We start from the raw sequence: 18045 nt of genomic DNA, 5'->3' as shown, positions 1-18045 counted from the left end.
ACTTCCTCCAATCTCACCCGGGGTAGCTTAGATCACCGTCACGCGACCCTGGTTACCCACAATGGCCTTGGCCTCGGCCAGCAGCGGAATCGAACGCGCGTTGACCTTGGCAGGTACCTCGGCACGCAGCACGCGCCCGTCCACCTGCTCGATAAAGATCTCCACGCGGTCGCCGCCCGGGTTGGCGGTGAGCACCGTGGCCAGGCGCGCCATATTGCCCTGGCTAAAGCGGCTGTTGGGCACCATGACCTCAAACACCTTGGGCTTGTTGTTCTCCTCGTTGAGCTCGAGCGGCACGATCTCCTGCGCGATGATCTGGTCGCCGCGGTCCGAGCGCTCGAGTTTGCCCTTAATGCGCACAAAGGCATCGGACAGCTGCGCGCCGGTCTCGGGATCGACCTCGCCGTACAGGTACCCCTCGGCCTCTTTATAGGTCTTGGGGAACACGACGACGGTGGCCTCGCCTTCCATGTCCTCGAGCTGCACGATGCCCATGGGGTCACCGTTTTTGGTCACGCGCTTGGACACGCTCGAGACCATGCCGGCCCACCACAGCGCCTTGCCCTCGGGAATCTCCTGGTTGATGGTGCCGCCCGTAGGATTCTGAACTTCGTAGCCGGTATCGATCTGCGAGAACGAGAAGTCGCGCGCCTTGGCTAGTGCATACTCAAACGGGCGCAGCGGGTGGTCCGAGACATAGATGCCCAGAACCTCCTTCTCCTGGCTCAGCTTAAGGTGGCGGTCCCACTCCTGACCATCCGGATCGGGCACGCTCACCTCAAAGCCCGAGCCCTCAACGTCGCCAAACATATCAAAGAACGACGTCTGACCGCTCGCGCGATCCTTCTGGCGCTTCACCGCGGCATCGATGATGTTCTCGGGGTTGTTCTTATCCACAAAGTGCATCATCTGGCGACGCGGATACCCCGTGGAGTCGAAGGCGCCTGCCTTGATGAGCGATTCGATCACGCGGCGGTTGGCCTGGCTCGAGTCCACGCGCTCGACAAAGTCGTGCAGCGTCTTAAACGGGCCGCCCGCCTCGCGCTCGGCGATAATCGCCTGCGCCACGCCGGTGCCCACGCCGCGGATGCCGGCCAGACCAAAGCGCACGCCCTCCTTGGTAGCCGTGAACTCGGTACCGGACTCGTTGACATCTGGCGACAGCACGGGGATGCCGTCGTGACGGCATGCCGAGACGTAGTGCACGATCTTGTCGGTCTTGCCCGTATAGGACGTCAGAACGGCCGCCATGTACTCGTGCGGATAGTGCGCCTTGAGCCACGCCGTCTGCATAACCAGGATGGCGTAGCCGGCGGAGTGCGACTTGTTGAAGGCGTAGGACGCGAACTCGAGAACATCGTCCCAAATCTTCTGGGCGACCTCGCGCGTATAGTTGTTCTTGATGGCGCCGTTCATCCAGTGGTCGTAGGTGGTCTCGTCGGAGCCATCCTCCCAGTGGAGCACCGTCGACGTGAGCAGCTTGATTTTCTTCTTAGCCACGGGCTTACGGATACGCGAGTCCGATTCGCCCTTGGAGAAGCCGCACATCTCGACGGAGATGAGCATAACCTGCTCCTGGTAGACCATGGTGCCGTAGGTTTCGCCCAGGATGTCGTCCAGGCGGTCGTCGTAGGAGACCGCCGGCTCCTTGCCGTTCATACGGTTGATGTAGGACGAAACCATGCCGGCGCCCAGCGGGCCCGGGCGGTACAGGGCGATCAATGCTACGACGTGCTTGTACTCGGTGGGCTTCATGTTCTTGATCGTGGCCGTCATGCCGGCGGACTCGACCTGGAAGACGCCGGCGGTGTGGCCGGAACCCATGAGCTTAAAGATCTCGGGGTCGTCAAAGGGAATCTCTTCCTCTTTGATGTCGATGCCGAAGTTCTTTTTGATGTTTGCCTTGGCCTTGGAGATAACAGTCAGCGTGCGCAGGCCCAAGAAGTCCATCTTGAGCAAGCCCATGTCGGCAACGGTATGGCCCTCGTACTGGGTAATCTCGACGCCGCCCTTGGTGTCGAGCTTGGTGGGCACGTGCTCGTTGACGGGGTCGCGGCAGATCAGAACGGCGCACGCGTGCACGCCCTCGCCACGGGTGAGGCCCTCGATTGAGAGCGCCGTGTCGATGATGCGGCGGGCGTCGTCGTCCTTTTTATATGCCTCGGCAAAATCGGGGTTAAACAGGTCCTCTTTGCCGGGTTGCTTTTCGAGCACCTGCTTGAGCTTGACCTTGGGGTCGCTCGAGACCATCTTGGACAGACGCTGGCCCATGTAGACCGGGTAGTCCAGGACGCGAGCGGCGTCGTTGATGGCCTGCTTGGCCTTAATGGTCGAGTAGGTGATGACGTGGGTGACCTTCTCGGGGCCGTAGAGCTGGCGAACGTGCTCCACGACCTCGAGGCGCCGCTCATCGTCGAAGTCCATATCGATATCGGGCATCTCGGTACGCTGCGGGGACAGAAACCTCTCGAACATCAGGCCGTTCTCGAGCGGGTCGAACGCGGTGATGTTCATGGCGTAGGCGACGATAGCGCCGGCAGCCGAGCCACGGCCGGGGCCGACGCCGATGCCGTTGTCCTTGGCCCATTGCACGTACTCGGCAACAATCAAAAAGTAGGCGGCAAAGCCCTTGTCGCAGATGACTTTGTATTCGTACTCAAAGCGCTCTTTGATGTTAACGCCGCCGATCTCGCGCGTGGCCCAGTCGTCACCGTAGTGCTGGCGCAGGCCCTTCTCGCACTCGCGGCGGAACTGACTCTCGTGCGTCTCGCCGGGGTCGAGCAACGGGAAGCGCGGAAGGATGATGGAGTCCCAGTCCAGCTCGACGTAGCACTTGTCGGCGATCTCGAGCGTGTTGTCGCAGGCCTCGGGGCAATACGGGAACATCGCCCGCATCTCCTCCTCGGTCTTCATGTAAAACTCCGAGCCGGTCATGCGCATGCGGTTGGGGTCGTCGACCTTGGCGTTCATACCGATGCACATGATGACGTCCTGCACGGGCGCGTCCTCGCGGCGCAGGTAATGGAAGTCGTTGGTGGCGATGACCTTGACGCCCACCTGCTTGGCGATGTCGATGAGCGTGCGGTCCATCTGCTCATCGGTCAGGCCGTTGTCGGTGGTGATGCCGTGTTCCTGGATCTCGATGTAGAAGTCGCCGGGGTCGAAGGTGTCGCGGAAGGTCTCGGCCCACTTGATGGCGCCTTCCATGTCGCCGCGGTCGATGTACTTGGGGATGATGCCCGCGATGCAGGCACTGGTGCAGATCATGCCCTTGGCGTGGCGGCGCAGGTTGTCGAGCGTCACGCGTGGCTTGTAGTAAAAGCCCTGCACGGCGGCCTCGGAGACCGTCTGCATCAGGTTGACGTAGCCCTCCTGGTCCTTGGCCAGAAGAATCATGTGGTAGAGCTCGGGCTTATGGTCGCGGGCGAGCGTCTCGTCCGGCGTAAAGTAGACCTCGCAGCCAAAGATGGGCTTGATGACCAGGGGCGGCTTGAGCTCGTCGATGTTGCCCTTTTCGTCCCACATGGCCATGTCCTTCACATACTGGGCATGCTCGCGCGGGTTTTCCTCGGGATCGGGCTCCACCAGCTCGTCGCGGCGGTCCTTTTCCAAGAAGGCCTTGTCGTGGCTCCAAGTTTTGTACTCGGGCGTATTGTGGTTGACGGCGTCGCAGGCCAGCGCCAGATCGGGCACGCCATACATGTAGCCGTGGTCGGTAATGGCCACGGCGGGCATGCCCAGCTCTACGGCGCGATTGACCATATCCTGGATACGGGTTGCGCCGTCGAGCATGGAGAAAACAGTGTGATTGTGCAGATGGACGAATGCCATGTGATGAGCTCCGATGCGGGTTCGTGTTCTGACTGAACGATTTTACCGCACGGCACGGACAGCACCCGAACCTAGCCAAACCCACACGGGTAGTCAATTTGGGACCTTCAAAAAGGGAATGAGGGCATCCCGATGCATCGAGTATTACTGGAACCCCGGCGATACGCTGAATGATTTGTGACGAATAGTCATGTCCATCAAGAAGGCTCGACGTTTCGGGCAGCTCGTCAATCGATATATCAATTCTTGGAGACATGTATTCCTACCATTTTTAAAGAAACAACGGCGGTAATTGCCATCGCGATTGCGCCAATAACACCGAGCGCTATCTGAATGGGATATAACCCCAACACATATCCAAATATGGAGAAAAACATTGCAGAAAAGAGAGCCCTTACCAGAGACGCGACGGAAAGGATCGTCGCGCGAAGATCGTCCGCTATCGCGTCTTGGATTAAGTTTTCCGAAATGATGTACACCACTTCTGGGAGAAAACAAAGCACCATGCTAAGGCCAAACAAACACAGCGGATTTGAAGCGAACCACGGAAGAATCATGAAAAGGCCAGCCTCGATTAGCATCGAGCCGAGCATGGTATTTCTTTTCCCGAAACGCGATGAGAAGAAATCTGCTGCAATGTAGGCCGTCGCATTTACTGCATAGGATGCACCGAAAAAGATTCCTATTATGGAGACGGGAGCATCAAATGCGTCGAATACCAACTGATTCAAGTTGTAATAACTCCCATAGAATCCATCGAGCATGCTTGTGCCGATTAGAAGAAGCAATACCGCAAAAGCGGATTCTCCAACACGCCAGGTTTCGCGTCTGAACATCTTGGCCGCGTCAAACCTTCCCTTTTCAGAGCTTTCAGAACGGGTCGCTTCCGTCCTCTCAATGGGATACAGAAGGAAAAGCTGCAGGAGATAGAAAACGGAGACACATACGTAGAGGGCGCTCCAAGATACTTGGGCAATGAAAGATCCGAGCACAATTGCCATTCCCGTAGCGATTGATTGCGCGGCAAGCAGCCGAGCATTGATGGTGAGGAAGCGCTCTCCTTGACCGGCATTCCGGGCAATTTCATATAAAAGTGCTTGTTCGGACCCCGATTGAAGGGAGTAGGCGAGTGCCTCAACAAGGGAAAGCACGACAAGAAAGGGACCTGAGAGCAACAGCATGCCAGCCGTATGGAAGAAAAGCAGCAGCACGCCCACTTGAATCGAAAACTTCTTTCCAAAGAAATCGCCTATCAGCCCTGTTGGCAGCTCGAGGACGACCGTTGCAATGTTAAACAGGGCTTGATAAAGCGCGATTTCCGTGACAGACATTCCTTTCTCCGCAAGGAAAAGTAGAAACACTCCCCGATTTAAAACAAATCCCGCGAGAACGAAAAAGACGGAATAGATGTGCAGTTGCGTAGCGGCATTCTTATTCATTTAGCACTTCCATCAACTAATTTTGTCGGGCCGCTCGCTACTGACTCGAAGCCTGAAGTGTTCACAGTTTCCGATGAAGAGCTACCTTGCCTTTTTGCGGCCTGGGCACGCTTCTCGTACTTATTGCCGTTGAGCCTGTTGCGGCTGGAGCGCTTGCCCGTGGCGTTTTCGATATCCTGCATGATGGACCCCGCTAGGGCGTCAAAAAGCTCCTCCGGCGTCACCCCAAGCGTTTTGGTGAGCTGCATATGGCTCCTTATTCGTTTGAACCGTTCGAGCTATTGTACCGTCCCAGACTCTCCCATGCGTTGCGGTGCTATTTGGACGATTGAGGGCTTTATCCGGGGCGGCCGCGTGGGTTTGCCCAAAGTAGCTAAAAAAGCCCCGTCCCAAAAAGACTGCGGTGGAATCGATAGGGATTCCACCGCAGGTTGTTGAGGGCTAGAGGCTGTAGGTGACCACCTGGGGCTCGCAGGGGTTGGCGGGATCGGCCTGCTCCACGCGGACGAACTTGACGGTCACGGCCTCAAAGCCCGCCTTGTGCAGAACATCGGCGTAAACGCGCGCCTGCAGGGCGTGCTTCTCCTGCAGCTGATCCGGCGTCTCGTCCGGTGTGCCGCCCGTCTTGTAGTCGATGACCAGCGCGCATGACGAATCCGCCGGGTTCGTCGCCAAAGCGTCGATGGCGCCCTCGGCATATGCACCGTAGCGAGCGATGTCCTCGTCCTCGCAGCCCAGCGAAAAGAACGGCACCTCGGCGCGAACGCACGGCCACGCGAGCAGGTCGGTACGAACAGCCGACTTGAGCCAGCGGTCCAGGGCAACGTCGAAGCGTTCGCGCTGCTCCGGCGTCAGGCGCCACAGACGCGCCAGCGCTTCGGCGCGCGCGGTGGGCAGCTCATCGGCACCCATCTCGATGAGCCACTGGCAGGCAGCGTGGAAGGCCGAGCCCAGCGCCATGGGATTGCCGGCGGGCTCGACAGCAGCCACGTCCGCATCCGTCGTCTCCGAGCCATCCGACTCCGCATCATCGCCAGCCTCGTCCATGGGCACGCGCGCCTCGGCGGCACGGTCCTCGGCCTCGGCATGGAGCGCTGCCGCGATTGACGAGTAGCTATACGAGTCACGCGCCGGGAACGGGCAGGTGCCCATGCGCACGCCCACCGCCTGGGGATACACAAGCTCAAACGCATCGGGCTCGGGGTCGGCAGGACCGGGAACGGCGGCGTGGGCATCTGCACCGGCGCCCTCCGGCTCCGCATCGCCGCGAACAAGCCCGCCCTCGGCATCCAGTGAAGCGTTAGCCTCAAACGCCTGCTCGCCAAACGTAAAGTCCGCCAGCGAGATGAGCTCGTAGTCGCCCGACTGGGAGTTGTCGAACACCAAACGGTCGCTATCGAGCTGCGGCACGTCCAGAGCGTCAGTCGGCAAAATACGGCGCAGCACGTCGTAGGTCAAATCGGTCTCGACGTCGAAGGTCGGCGCCGTCACCTTGCCACGGCTCACGCCGGCATCCATCGCCAGAATGACCAGCTCGCGCGCACGCGTCATGGCAACGTAGAGCAAGCGGGCCCGCTCCTCGAGCGAAAGCTGCAGGTCGTCGTTGCGCAGGCGAACAAATGCCTCGGCGGGAGAACCCGTCGCACAGACGTCCTCCATGAGCTCCGGCGGCAGCCACAGCGACGTGCCCTTGCCCTTAAACGCATGCTCAAACTGCTTTTTAACGTCGTCGCCCTTCACAAAGGTTCCGTCGGCGAGCTTAACGCCGTCGAAGCGTGCCGGTAGCGCCACGACCTGCGCTCCGCCCTCGACGCGACCCATCTGTGCCGTGCCCGAGAACTTACGCACGCCAAAGCACTCGGCGACCGCCACGACCGGATATTCCAGACCCTTGGAGGCGTGCACCGTCATGATGCGCACCGCGCCGTCGCCCTCCACGTTGAGCGCGCCCGGCGCCTCCTTGCCCGCCAAGAAGCGGTCGAAGGCCAGCGCGATGGAACGCGGCGAGTTACCGAACTCAGCCTCAGCCTCGGCCACGGCGTCGAGTGCCTTGAGCACGTTGGCGGCGATGGCCTTGCCCTCGGGGCCACGCTGTGCCAGACGCACAAACCAACCGGAGGCGTTGACCACGTCGCGCGCGATGGCAGCGAACGAATCGCGGCCCACGCGACGAAGCGCATACCGCAGCACCTCGCGGGCGCGCGTCACGAGCGGCAAGTCTTGCAAACCCGGCACGTCGAAATCGCTCATGATGCCCGCGTCGATATTCCGGCGCGAGGTCTCCCCCGTCTCGCTATCGAGCTTGGTCGCCAGCGCCAGGAACTCCTGGGCGCCGAGCGCAAACATCGGCGAGGCGAGCAGCGGCATAAGGCCCTGCGCCGTATCGGCCGGGTTGGCGAGCGCGCAGACTAGGGCGCGCACCGTCTGCACCTCGGCTGCCTGGGCAAAGACCGAGCCACCCGCGATCACGCAGTCGAGCCCCTGGTCGCGGAAAGCCTGGGCATAAACGTCGGCGTTTGTCATGCGGCCCAGCAGCAGCACCATGCCGCCCTGGGGCTGGCCGGCATCGGCAAGCGCGCGGAACCGCTCCGCGATCGCGCGGGCCTTGGCCTGTGTGCGCTCCTGCGTACTGCCGCCGGCAACAAAGAGCGCCTGGCGACGCGAGGCGTCCGCTACCAGCGTGTCCTTGCGGCCGTCGCTCGCCTCAAGATCCAAAAAGCCCTGCATGAGGCCGCCGTCATCGCCGTCGAAGACGCGTGCCACGTAACGCAGCACCTCGTCATGGCTGCGGAAGTTGCGCACGAGCTTGACGAGCTCGCCGGCGGGGACATCGGCAGCAGCGCCAGCGACGGCCGCCGCCTCGGCCGTCCCCGAGGCGTCCACTTTGCGCTCCTGGCGGCGGAAGACCTCGACCTCGGCGCCGCGGAAACGATAGATCGACTGCTGTGCATCGCCCACGGTACACAGCGCACGCTCGCCCGCGCCGGTCAGGTAACGGATCAGGTCGACCTGCATCTGGTCGGTATCCTGAAACTCATCGATCATGACCATCTTAAAGCGGCCCTCGTATGCCTCTCGGATGGCCGGGTAATCGCGCAGGGCCTCGTAGGCCATGCGCAGCAGGTCGTTGTTGTCGAGGGCAGACTGGGCAGCCTTGAGCGCGCGGTACTCAGCCTCTACAGAGCGGGCCAAGCCCACCAGCGCATCGAGCGCCGGACCGCCGCAGGCAAGCACGATATTGATAAACGCATCGGCAGCCTCGGCCTTGAGCAGCTCGACCTGCTCCTTGGGGAACGCCTTGCTCGCGCGCGGCATGGTGCACGACATCATGAGTCGTGCCGCATCGGCCATGGTCTTGCCGCTCGCCTCGAACGCGTCGATGGCATCGAGCGCCATCTGCGCTTTCTCGGTCGCGGCCTTGCTCGCACCCAACGCCGCGCGATAGGCGTCGGCAAGCGCAGAGGTGTCGGCCTGGCCGCGCGCCACGCACACATCGTCCATGCCGCCCGGCAGCTGGCTCGATAGCTCCAGCAGGTCGCGCACCAGACCTTTGATGGTGGTACCGGCGCCAAACGGCCCGCCCTCGCCCGCCATGGGATACCAAGCGTAGAGGGCCTTAAGCGAGGCGGCGAGCTCAGGCGCGGCATCGGGCGCCGTCGCGCGCCCCAGCACATGCTCGACAGCCTGATCCATAAGCTCATCGGTATCGGTGAGCACCGTGAATTCGGGATCGATGCCCAGCTCCAGCGCGTGCGTGCGCAGGATACGCGAGCACATACCGTGAATGGTCGAAATCCAAGCGTCGTCGACGGTCAGGGCCTCTTCGTCCATACCCTCTTCGATAAGCGCGCGGCGCACACGGTCGCGAATCTCGGCCGCGGCGTCTTTGGTAAAGGTAATGGCGAGCACCTGGTCCAGGTGCTCGACAAACGGACCGGATTCGGGCGAGAGCGCGTAGACGATGCGGCGCGTGAGGGTAAAGGTCTTGCCCGAGCCGGCGCCCGCCGAGACAAACAGCGGACGGTCGAGCGTTTTGACGATCTGCAGCTGTTGCGGCATCAAAGTCGAAAGATCCATGGTCTACACGTCCCTCCTTACAAACGTTCCTTCGTGGTTATACGAGCAGCGCGCATGCGCGGCCTGAGCCGACGTCGGGTCGACGGCGGCAACGTTGCCCGCCTCGAGCTCGCGCAGACGCTCGGCAATGCCGGTCTCCACGCGATCGAGCAGCGCATCGAAGTCCATGTTGCCGCCCTCGCCGGGAAAGCCCTTCTTAAGGCCTGGGATGCGGCCGTCGCCGCGCTCTTCCTCAAGCAACTCGGCGCTCGCCGCACCGCGCAGCGCGGGCTTGCCGCCCTTGGTCGAAAAATAGAGTGCGGCGCGGGTATCCAGATCCAGAGCCCGGCGCATGGCCTGCGCGTAGATGAGTGTCTGAGTATGGGGCGGCAACCAGCGCGGGTCGTCGATGGGGGCCTCGCCCGACTCCTCGTCGCGCACCGTGGGATCGGCGAGCTTAAACTCCTCGACACCCGAACGATGCTTGTAGTCGATTACCACGGCGCGATTCTCGGCATCCACATCCACGCGGTCGATGCGCCCGCCGAGCGGCCAGCCGGCATACTCGACCTGGAGCTCGTTGAACGCAAACTCCAGGTAGCGCGGCGCGAAGGGCGCGAGCGCCTCGGACTCGTAGGCAAGCACACCCTCCAGCTGCGGCAAAATCTCGGCCACCTGGCGCTCCTCCACTGGAGAGAGCGGCACCAGCGGGCCCTCGGTACCGCGCTTGCCGGCGTGCTCGGCCAGGGTCTCGGCAAAGACCTCGTGCAGCAGCTCCTTCGCGCGCGGCAGATTCATGGGCGTCACGCGCTCCATGCCCTCCTGGGGCAGACGGGCATGCAAGTGCTCCAGCATGTCATGGACAAAGTTGCCCTTCTCCATGTTGCCAAAGCCCGCATCGATGGACTGAGGTTTGACGCGATACGAGACGAACCAGCATAACGGGCAGGCGGAATAGGCCTCGATCTGCGAGGCGGACGTCAGGCGCGGCACGAGTGGCGCGTCCTCGCCCTCGCCATCGCGACGACGCAGGACCAAATACGGCACGGCCTCGGCACTCAGATGCTGAGGGGCTTCACAGGCCACGCGCTCGCGCTTGAGACCTTCGCCCGCCGCGGGATCGAAGTCCCTTACGATATCACCCTCACCCACGCACTTCGCCTTGTCGGCGCCAGCGGTCTTAGCGTCGTCAGCTGCTTTAGCAGCTTCAGCGGCCTCGGCAGCGCCAGCGGCCTCGGCATGCGCCCGCAACTCAGTCCACACGGCAGCCGGGTAGCACTCGCGCGCCTGGCGATCGTGCGTCACGCGGGCAAGCGTAACCGGACCGCGCGCGGCCTGCATCGCGCGACCAAAGCGTACGCGCAACAAGGCGGCAGGCTCAAGCGTCACACCGCTGCGATCTAACTCTGCCGTCAGCGTGGCCAGCGGGCCCTCCTCATGTGAGAGCGGATAACTGTCCAGGTCGACGTCGGCAAACAGCACGGCATCGTAGCTATCGGGGCGCAGGCCTGCCGCATCGGCAAGCGATGCAAAGCGCACTTGGGCGCGCGGCGCGCGGTCGACCTCGTAGGTCTCGTAATCGTAGGCGGTGCTACGCTTGTCTACCTTGGTGCGAATGCCATCGAGCACGGGCACGGTCGCGGCCTGCGATACGTCGAGCGCGCGAGCATCGTTCATAAGGATGTCGATGACGTGGCGCAGCAGAGCCACCTCCGCCTGGCGACGGGCTTGGCCATCCAAGCTGCCCAGCGAGCGATCGGGCAACCCCTCGGCAACGGCAAGCATGGCCTTGAGCGCCGTCACGGGCTTGTCACGCCACAGCGCCTGGAACACGTCCGAGACCACGCACGGCACGTTCTTAAACCAGTTCTCGTCGCTCGCCGCCTTGCGCGCGCCCCTCACCTGGCCTTGGACGCTCTGCAGCAGGCTCTTAACGCCCGCGGTAGTCTTGCTGCGCGAGAGACGCATATTCTTATCGAAGGTACGGGCATTGACGGCATCAGCGCCCGAAAGCGGACTGTAAATCCAGTCGGTAAGCTCCGGCGCGGGCCACCACTCAGTCTTAGAAGCTGCCCCTTCGTCGGCGGCCTTCATACGCTCGATCAGGTTGGCGAGCGCCGTGAACTGCCTGCCCGCAATGGATTGAGAAAACGCCGTGAACTCAACTGTCTCGGCAGCGATATGACGAGCCGCCAGACGAGAGGCGAGCTCACCGAACAGCTGGGGTGCCCGGGCAGAAACAACGAGCACGCGTACGGGGTCGGCGGGCGTTGCAGCAGCCTTATCGTCCTTGGACTCCTTGTGCGTTTTCACCAACTTATCGATGGCGTCCGCATAAGCATGGGCACGGGCATGGGGGCCGGCGACCTCAATAAAGGCAGGCTGAGCGGCGGTCCCGCAAGCGGCATCAGACGCGACGGCGTCCTCCCTCAGCGGCGCGGCCTCGAACAGCACACCGCGGGCATCAAATGCCGCGGCAAGCTCCTCGCGCATCGCCGCCTGCTCGCAGGCAAGCAGTACGACGACCTCTCCCCCATTGTTCGCCACGGCAGACAGCAGCTCGAGCAGGCCGTGCGTAAACGACGTGATACCGCGCACGCATACGGCGCGGGTGCACGCCGGCAGGTTATCGGCCAGGGCATCGGCCATAATGTCAGCCGCCTCGCAGGGCTCGACCATATCTCGACGGTCCAAACCACCCGCGTAGGCACGCAAAAGCTCGAACACACGAGCCTCGGCATCGCTTTTTGGCTCAGGCTGGCAATTGTTACCACGGCATCGCTCGGTACCCGTCCCTGCAACGCCCGGCAACACGTCGCGGGCCATGCGCGCAAGCATGCGCACTGTGCCCTGGCTGCGCGAAAGCGGCTGCAGGTCGGCATCGTCGAGACGCGTGACCATGTCCGAAAACAGCATCTGACGCTGCAGGTTGTCGACGAAACCGCGCCCGTCGCCCAAAAGCTCCCACAGCGAGCGAAGCCACGATGTAGGCGTTTTGTAGTCAATACCCAGCGAAATCCCGGCTTCCGCCGCATCATGGCGGCACAGGTCGAGCTCGGCAAACGTTAGCGCCAGAAGCACGGCACGTCCATGGCGGGCAATAAGGTCGGCAAGCAACGCCGACTCGGCATCGCTCAAATCCGTGCCGGCATTGGTGGTATAGATTCGAACAGGCATGGTCCTCCGCTCAAACTGTTCGCAATAATCAATGTATCCATCCTACCCGCCCACGCGGACAGATTTGCCCCACGCCAACAGATTTGATCCCTTGGGGACGGAGGAAAACGGATCACCGGGTTAGACTGGCCCCTTCGGTGATCCGTTTTCCTCCGTCCCCAAGGGATCAAAAAACCGCCCCCGGAGGAGCGGTTTTGCACAATTCGTTTTTGGCGCGGCCTACTCGCCATCCTCCAGCTTAATGAGGATTTTGCGGTAGCCACCGTACTCGCCGTTGAGCGCCTTGGACACACGGCTCACCGTGGTGGACGAAGCGCCGGTACGCGCCTGAACCTCGACATAGGGCTCGCCCTCGTCCAGATAACGCGCGACCTGCAGACGCTGCGATAGATCGCAAATCTCGCGCGGCGTGCAGATATCGGTCAAAAACGCTTGGATATCTTTCTCGTCGTCCAAAAGGCTAAATGCGTGGACCAGCTGCTTGACATCAGGCTTGTCAAACATGTTCTCGATATTCATCGATCACCGCCAAACCCGCCATAAGGCATCGAAGTTGATACTGACATCGGGCATCGTTCGCCCGTTCTATGCAATAGGGCAACGCCTGTGGCTTTTGCCCGTAGCAGTTTAGCACACCACCAAACTAAAGCGACAAAACTCTCTGCCAGCGGCGCGTTTTCTAGGACGAACGCCGTTTTGAAACCGAATGCGCACGCAAGCTCCACGAATATCTGAGACAATGGGCGCCCAAACAGAGCCGTGCCCGAGCATCTGTCCGAGTTGCAAAGGCATGTGCCTCTCACGCTCCCTCACCACGCCATGCGCAAGAAAGGATTCACACCATGCGCTTTATGCTCAACTGGCTTTTGACCTCAATCGCCATCGCGATCGCAACGTTTCTCGTCCCCGGCATTCAGCCCTTCGGCATGGCCGACGCCTGGGTCTGCTTTGCCTTCGTGGGACTGTTCCTCAACATCGTCGACTCGCTCGTTAAGCCGTTCCTGACGGTCATCTCGCTGCCACTCACTATTATCACGCTTGGTATTTTTCAGCTTGTGGTCAACAGCTTTATGCTCGAGCTGGCCAGCTACCTGTCGGTCAATCTGCTGGGCGCGGGTATCTCCATCGCCAGCTTTGGATCGGCGTTTATGGGCAGCATCCTGGTATCCATCATGCGCAGCATTCTCGACAGCATCGCCGGAAACTAAAGCGACCGGATACGGACCGCCACAACACGCCAAAACGAAGGCCGTCCATCGCAACGATGGGCGGCCTTGCCATTTGTCGAGCCTCAGAGGGCAGGAAAATCTACCATTTCTACCCCGTCCCCCAATAGCAGGTGGGGCTAGATGACGTAGTCGTAGCCCTCGCTGGGGGCGACGAGCGTATCGAGCGTCACGCCATCGAGGTAGTCGTTGATGAGCTTGTCCAGGTTCTTCCACACGTCGAGCGTGGGGCACTCGTCAGAGCGCGAACAACCCTTGCAGTCGCCATCCAGGCAGGCGACCGGCGCCAGGCTGCCCTCGGTCAGGCGCAAGATCTCGCCCACCGTGTACTGCTCGGGCGGGCGCGTGAGCACATAGCCGCCGCCCTTGCCGCGCATGCCCGAGAGCATGTTGGCGCGCACGAGCGTAGCCAGAATATTCTCGAGGTACTTCTCCGAAATCCCCTGGCGCGCCGCGATCTCTTTGAGCGGGATGCGACCGGCCGCCTGATGCTCGGCCAGGTCGACCATAACGCGCAGGGCATATCTGCCCTTTGTGGAAACCAACATATATAGTGCTGCCTTTCGGTCATTTAGTCCGTAGAAATTCTAGCCGAAAAATTGGTTTTGAAAATACCCGTTCCGGTCAAGATGGTTAATCGACTCGTAATAATTCATAAATTCCTATTGCATTACTAGGCTTTGCTGTCTACTATGCTTCCCAACAGCCAAACGCACAACCTATTTGGTTTGTAGGTTTGCTGTTACATACACCGTAAAACCACACGGTATCCAGTCATTTGAACACCATGGAGGTTCACTATGAGCAAGGTCTACACGTCCATCGATCAGCTTATCGGCCACACTCCGCTTCTGGAGCTCACTCACTTTGAGGCCGACGAGGACCTCAAGGCCCGCGTGCTCGTCAAGCTGGAATACTTCAACCCCGCCGGGTCCGTTAAAGACCGCGTCGCCAAGAACATGATTGACGAAGCCGAGAAGGCCGGCAAGCTCGTGCGCGGCGGCGACTACACCATCATCGAGCCCACGAGCGGCAACACCGGCGTCGGCATCGCCTCGGTGGCGGCGGCTCGCTGCTACAAGGTGATCATCACCATGCCCGAGACCATGTCCGTCGAGCGCCGCAAGCTTATGCAGGCATACGGCGCACAGCTCGTGCTCACCGACGGCTCCAAGGGCATGAAGGGCGCCATCGCCAAGGCCGAGGAGCTGCAGAAGGAGACGCCCAACAGCATTATCGCCGGCCAGTTTGTGAACCCCGCCAACCCCGCCATCCACAAGGCCACGACCGGCCCCGAGATCTGGGATGACACCGACGGCGAGGTCGACATCTTCGTCGCCGGCGTTGGCACCGGCGGTACCGTGACCGGCGTGGGCGAGTTCCTCAAGGAGCAGAACCCCGAAATTCAGGTCGTCGCCGTCGAGCCCGCCACCTCCCCGGCGCTCTCTAAGGGCCAGGCCGGCCCGCACAAGATCCAGGGTATCGGTGCCGGCTTTGTGCCCGACGTCCTCGACACCCAGGTCTATGACGAGATCATTCCCGTCGAGAACGACGACGCCTTTGCCACCGGCCGCGCCGTGGGCCACAAGGAGGGCGTGCTCGTGGGCATTTCGTCCGGTGCCGCCGTGTGGGCCGCGCTGCAGCTGGCCAAGCGCCCCGAGAACGAGGGTAAGACCATCGTGGCGCTGCTCGCCGACACCGGCGAGCGCTACCTGTCCACGGCGCTCTTCCAGGACTAGAGCTTCTCGTTCTTAGAACGAGTCCAAGGCACGCCGGTCTCCCCCTCTCTTCTGGCAGCCTGAGCTCATCCCAACAGGGTGTCCCACAGGACGCCCGAACTTGCTACAATGTCTGCGGCGCGGAACCAGCCTCCCGCGCCGCTTTTCTTTTTTGGCCACATGCCACCAAGGAGAACCTCCCCATGCACAATAAGCGCGTGCTCGTCGCCATGAGCGGCGGCGTCGATTCCAGCGTGACCGCGTATCTGCTCAAAAGTCAGGGTTACGAATGCGTCGGTGCCACCATGCGCCTCACCTGCCCCGCACCCGATCCCGCAACAGGCATGAGTAAGGTCGACCGCGATATCGCCGATGCAAAGGCCGTCGCCGAGCGCCTGGGGATATCCCACCATGTGCTCGACCTGCAGCACACCTTCGACCGCAACGTGATCGAGCGCTTTGTGAACGCCTACCAGGAAGGGCTGACGCCCAACCCGTGCATCATCTGCAACCGCCATATTAAGTTTGGCGCGTTGCTGGATGCGGCGCTGGATATGGGCTGCGACTACATCGCCACAGGCCACTATGCCAAAACGAGCCAGGCGCCCAACGGCACCTGGCAGCTGCATCGCGGCGAGGACCCCAAAAAGGACCAAAGTTACTTTTTGTATTCGCTTACGCAGGAGCGCCTGGCGCACACGATCTTTCCGCTGGCAGGCCTAGACAAAGAGCGCGACGTGCGCCGCATAGCCGCCGAACAGGGCTTCATCAACGCCAAGAAGGCCGAAAGCGAGGACATCTGCTTTATCGCGGATGGCGACTATGCGGGCTATATCGAGCGTCGGTGCGGACATCCCGCTACACCGGGCGATATCGTATGGCGCGACGGCAGCGTGGTCGGACGCCACAACGGCGCGCTGCGCTATACCATCGGCCAGCGCAAGGGCCTGGGCGTCGCGATGGCGCATCCCGTGTACGTAACGGGCGTCGACGCCGCCAGCAACATTGTGCATCTGGGCGAGGCTGAGGACCTAACCGCCTCGGCGCTAACTGCCGATGAGTGGATCTGGAGCGCGCCGGACACGCGCATGGAGGCCGAGCTGGATGCCGGCGGCATTCGCGTGGGCGCCAAGTACCGCTACCGTCAAAAGGACCAGGCAGCAACCCTTACACGTGGCGAAGACGGGCAAATGCTGCTAACTTTTGACGAGGCGCAGCGAGCCATCGCCCCCGGCCAGGCAGTCGTCGTCTACCGCGGCGACGTCGTCCTCGGCGGCGGCACGGTGACCGGCGCCATCAAATAACAGCGCCCTGCCACCATCCCCTCTATAACTTGCGGTGAAATAGGGAATGTTTAAGCGTTTAAAACCGCCAAACAGTCCCTATTTCACCGCAACTTAGAGAGGACGGCCTCGGTCGGTACTGCTGCGCCAGCCGAGGCCGCTGCATCGTTAGCGCTGAACGTAGGCGCGAACCAGCTCGTAGGTATTGCGCACGCCGTCGATGTGGCTGCGCTCGTAGTTGTGGCTCGCGTACACGCCGGGGCCGATCAGACCATGGCGAATGTCGTAGCCGGCCGAGAGCGTGGCCTCGACGTCAGAACCGTAGTGCGGGTACACATCGATGGCGTAATCGAGCTCCAGCTCGCGCGCGATATTAGACAGCGTGGTCACCAGGTCGTAGTTGTACGGGCCGCCCGAATCCTTGGCGCAGATCGAAACCATGCGCTCGGTGCAGCCCAGGTCGTCGCCCACGCAGCCCATGTCCACGCTGATCATCTCGCGCGTGTCGGCCGGCACAAAGGCGCCGCCGTGACCGACCTCCTCGTACACGGTAAAGAGCAGTGACACCTTGCGCGAGAGCGTCACCTCGCCGTCAGCAACGGCGCGGGCCAGACCCAGCAGAATCGACGCCGACAGTTTGTCATCCAGGAAGCGACTCTTAATGTAGCCGCTCTCCGTCACCGTGGTACGCGGATCCATAGCGACGATGTCGCCGGTCTGAATACCAAGCTCGAGCACATCGTCCTTGCTGTCAACGTTCTCATCGAGCAGGATCTCCATGTTTTTCTCGATGGTCTTGACCGGCTCGTCGGCCACGTGCGCCGAAGGCTCGGTATTGAGGACCACACCCGTGTACACATTGCCGTCACGCGTGTAGACGGTGCAGTTCTCGCCATCGGCCGTAGACCACTGATGCCCGCCGAGCGTCGTGGGACGCAAGCGGCCATTGTCCTTAATGGAACGCACCATGGCGCCCAGGGTATCGACATGGCTCGCCAGTACGAGCGGCTCACCCTCGCCACCAAGCTCAACGAGCACGTTACCCTTATTAGAACGCTCAGGCCCAAACCCCATATCGCGCAGGGTCTCCATCAGATAATCAGTAGCCGCACGAGTAAACCCCGTAGGCGAAGCAATCGAGGTAAGCGCCTTAAGCTGGTCAGTAATAAAACCAAGCGTAGAATCCATTTGGGACACCATCCACAACTCCAAAGTCAACATCCCGTAATCAGTAAAAGCCCCAACAACGATACCATCACGCACAAATATTTACCTAGCGAGATGACCCATCGAGCTCCCCAGAACTGCGCCCGCC

The 18045-nt window shown here is 61.4% G+C and carries 11 protein-coding genes; 3 read left to right on the top strand and 8 right to left on the bottom strand.

Annotated features, from left to right (window positions below):
* Window positions 1–27 precede the first annotated feature (27 nt).
* The 6 genes from dnaE to DW171_RS08085 all read right to left on the bottom strand — a co-directional run bounded on the left by dnaE (window position 28) and on the right by DW171_RS08085 (window position 13022).
* Window positions 28–3831, bottom strand: a complete 3804-nt coding sequence (gene dnaE / locus DW171_RS08110; protein WP_117637344.1) for a DNA polymerase III subunit alpha — start codon at window positions 3829–3831, stop codon at window positions 28–30.
* A 239-nt stretch (window positions 3832–4070) separates the two neighbouring features.
* A complete protein-coding gene (locus DW171_RS08105; protein ID WP_118270917.1) occupies window positions 4071–5270 on the bottom strand; it encodes an MFS transporter in 1200 nt (399 codons plus the stop codon).
* Window positions 5267–5518 carry a DUF3284 domain-containing protein gene (locus DW171_RS08100; RefSeq protein WP_118270916.1) on the bottom strand — a complete coding sequence of 84 codons (252 nt, stop codon included), beginning with the start codon at window positions 5516–5518 and terminating at the stop codon, window positions 5267–5269. The genes DW171_RS08105 and DW171_RS08100 overlap by 4 nt, the downstream gene beginning before the upstream one ends.
* Window positions 5519–5711: 193 nt before the next feature.
* Window positions 5712–9347 (bottom strand): UvrD-helicase domain-containing protein, encoded by a 3636-nt coding sequence (locus tag DW171_RS08095; protein WP_118270915.1) that lies wholly within the window; start codon window positions 9345–9347, stop codon window positions 5712–5714.
* Window positions 9348–9350: 3 nt separating this feature from the next.
* Window positions 9351–12503 carry a PD-(D/E)XK nuclease family protein gene (locus DW171_RS08090; RefSeq protein ID WP_118270914.1) on the bottom strand — a complete coding sequence of 1051 codons (3153 nt, stop codon included), beginning with the start codon at window positions 12501–12503 and terminating at the stop codon, window positions 9351–9353.
* A 219-nt stretch (window positions 12504–12722) separates the two neighbouring features.
* Window positions 12723–13022, bottom strand: coding sequence for a YerC/YecD family TrpR-related protein (locus tag DW171_RS08085; RefSeq protein ID WP_022094855.1), 300 nt, complete (start codon window positions 13020–13022; stop codon window positions 12723–12725).
* A 323-nt stretch (window positions 13023–13345) separates the two neighbouring features.
* On the opposite strand from DW171_RS08085, the gene DW171_RS08080 reads away from it, so the two are divergent.
* Window positions 13346–13711 carry a phage holin family protein gene (locus tag DW171_RS08080; protein ID WP_118270913.1) on the top strand — a complete coding sequence of 122 codons (366 nt, stop codon included), beginning with the start codon at window positions 13346–13348 and terminating at the stop codon, window positions 13709–13711.
* A 137-nt stretch (window positions 13712–13848) separates the two neighbouring features.
* Here DW171_RS08080 and DW171_RS08075 read toward each other — a convergent pair whose 3' ends face one another.
* Complete coding sequence (locus DW171_RS08075) at window positions 13849–14277, bottom strand: Rrf2 family transcriptional regulator (RefSeq protein ID WP_117637349.1); 429 nt, start codon at window positions 14275–14277, stop codon at window positions 13849–13851.
* A 252-nt stretch (window positions 14278–14529) separates the two neighbouring features.
* Between DW171_RS08075 and cysK the strand changes: the two genes are divergently transcribed.
* Both cysK and mnmA read left to right on the top strand, forming a co-directional pair.
* The gene (gene cysK / locus DW171_RS08070; RefSeq protein WP_118270912.1) at window positions 14530–15468 is read left to right on the top strand and encodes a cysteine synthase A; all 939 of its coding nucleotides are present in this window, start codon (window positions 14530–14532) and stop codon (window positions 15466–15468) included.
* 59 nt (window positions 15469–15527) lie between these two features.
* Window positions 15528–16751, top strand: a complete 1224-nt coding sequence (gene mnmA, locus DW171_RS08065) for a tRNA 2-thiouridine(34) synthase MnmA (protein WP_255413392.1) — start codon at window positions 15528–15530, stop codon at window positions 16749–16751.
* 147 nt (window positions 16752–16898) lie between these two features.
* Here the strand turns inward: mnmA and DW171_RS08060 are convergent, their stop codons facing one another.
* A complete protein-coding gene (locus tag DW171_RS08060; protein ID WP_118270910.1) occupies window positions 16899–17918 on the bottom strand; it encodes a M42 family metallopeptidase in 1020 nt (339 codons plus the stop codon).
* Window positions 17919–18045 lie beyond the last annotated feature (127 nt).

This window comes from Collinsella sp. AM15-2 (assembly GCF_003471985.1).
In the GTDB taxonomy this organism is placed as follows: Bacteria; Actinomycetota; Coriobacteriia; order Coriobacteriales; family Coriobacteriaceae; genus Collinsella.
The sequence above is the reverse complement of the archived record's forward strand: the minus strand, read 5'-3'. Positions and strand labels throughout refer to the sequence as shown.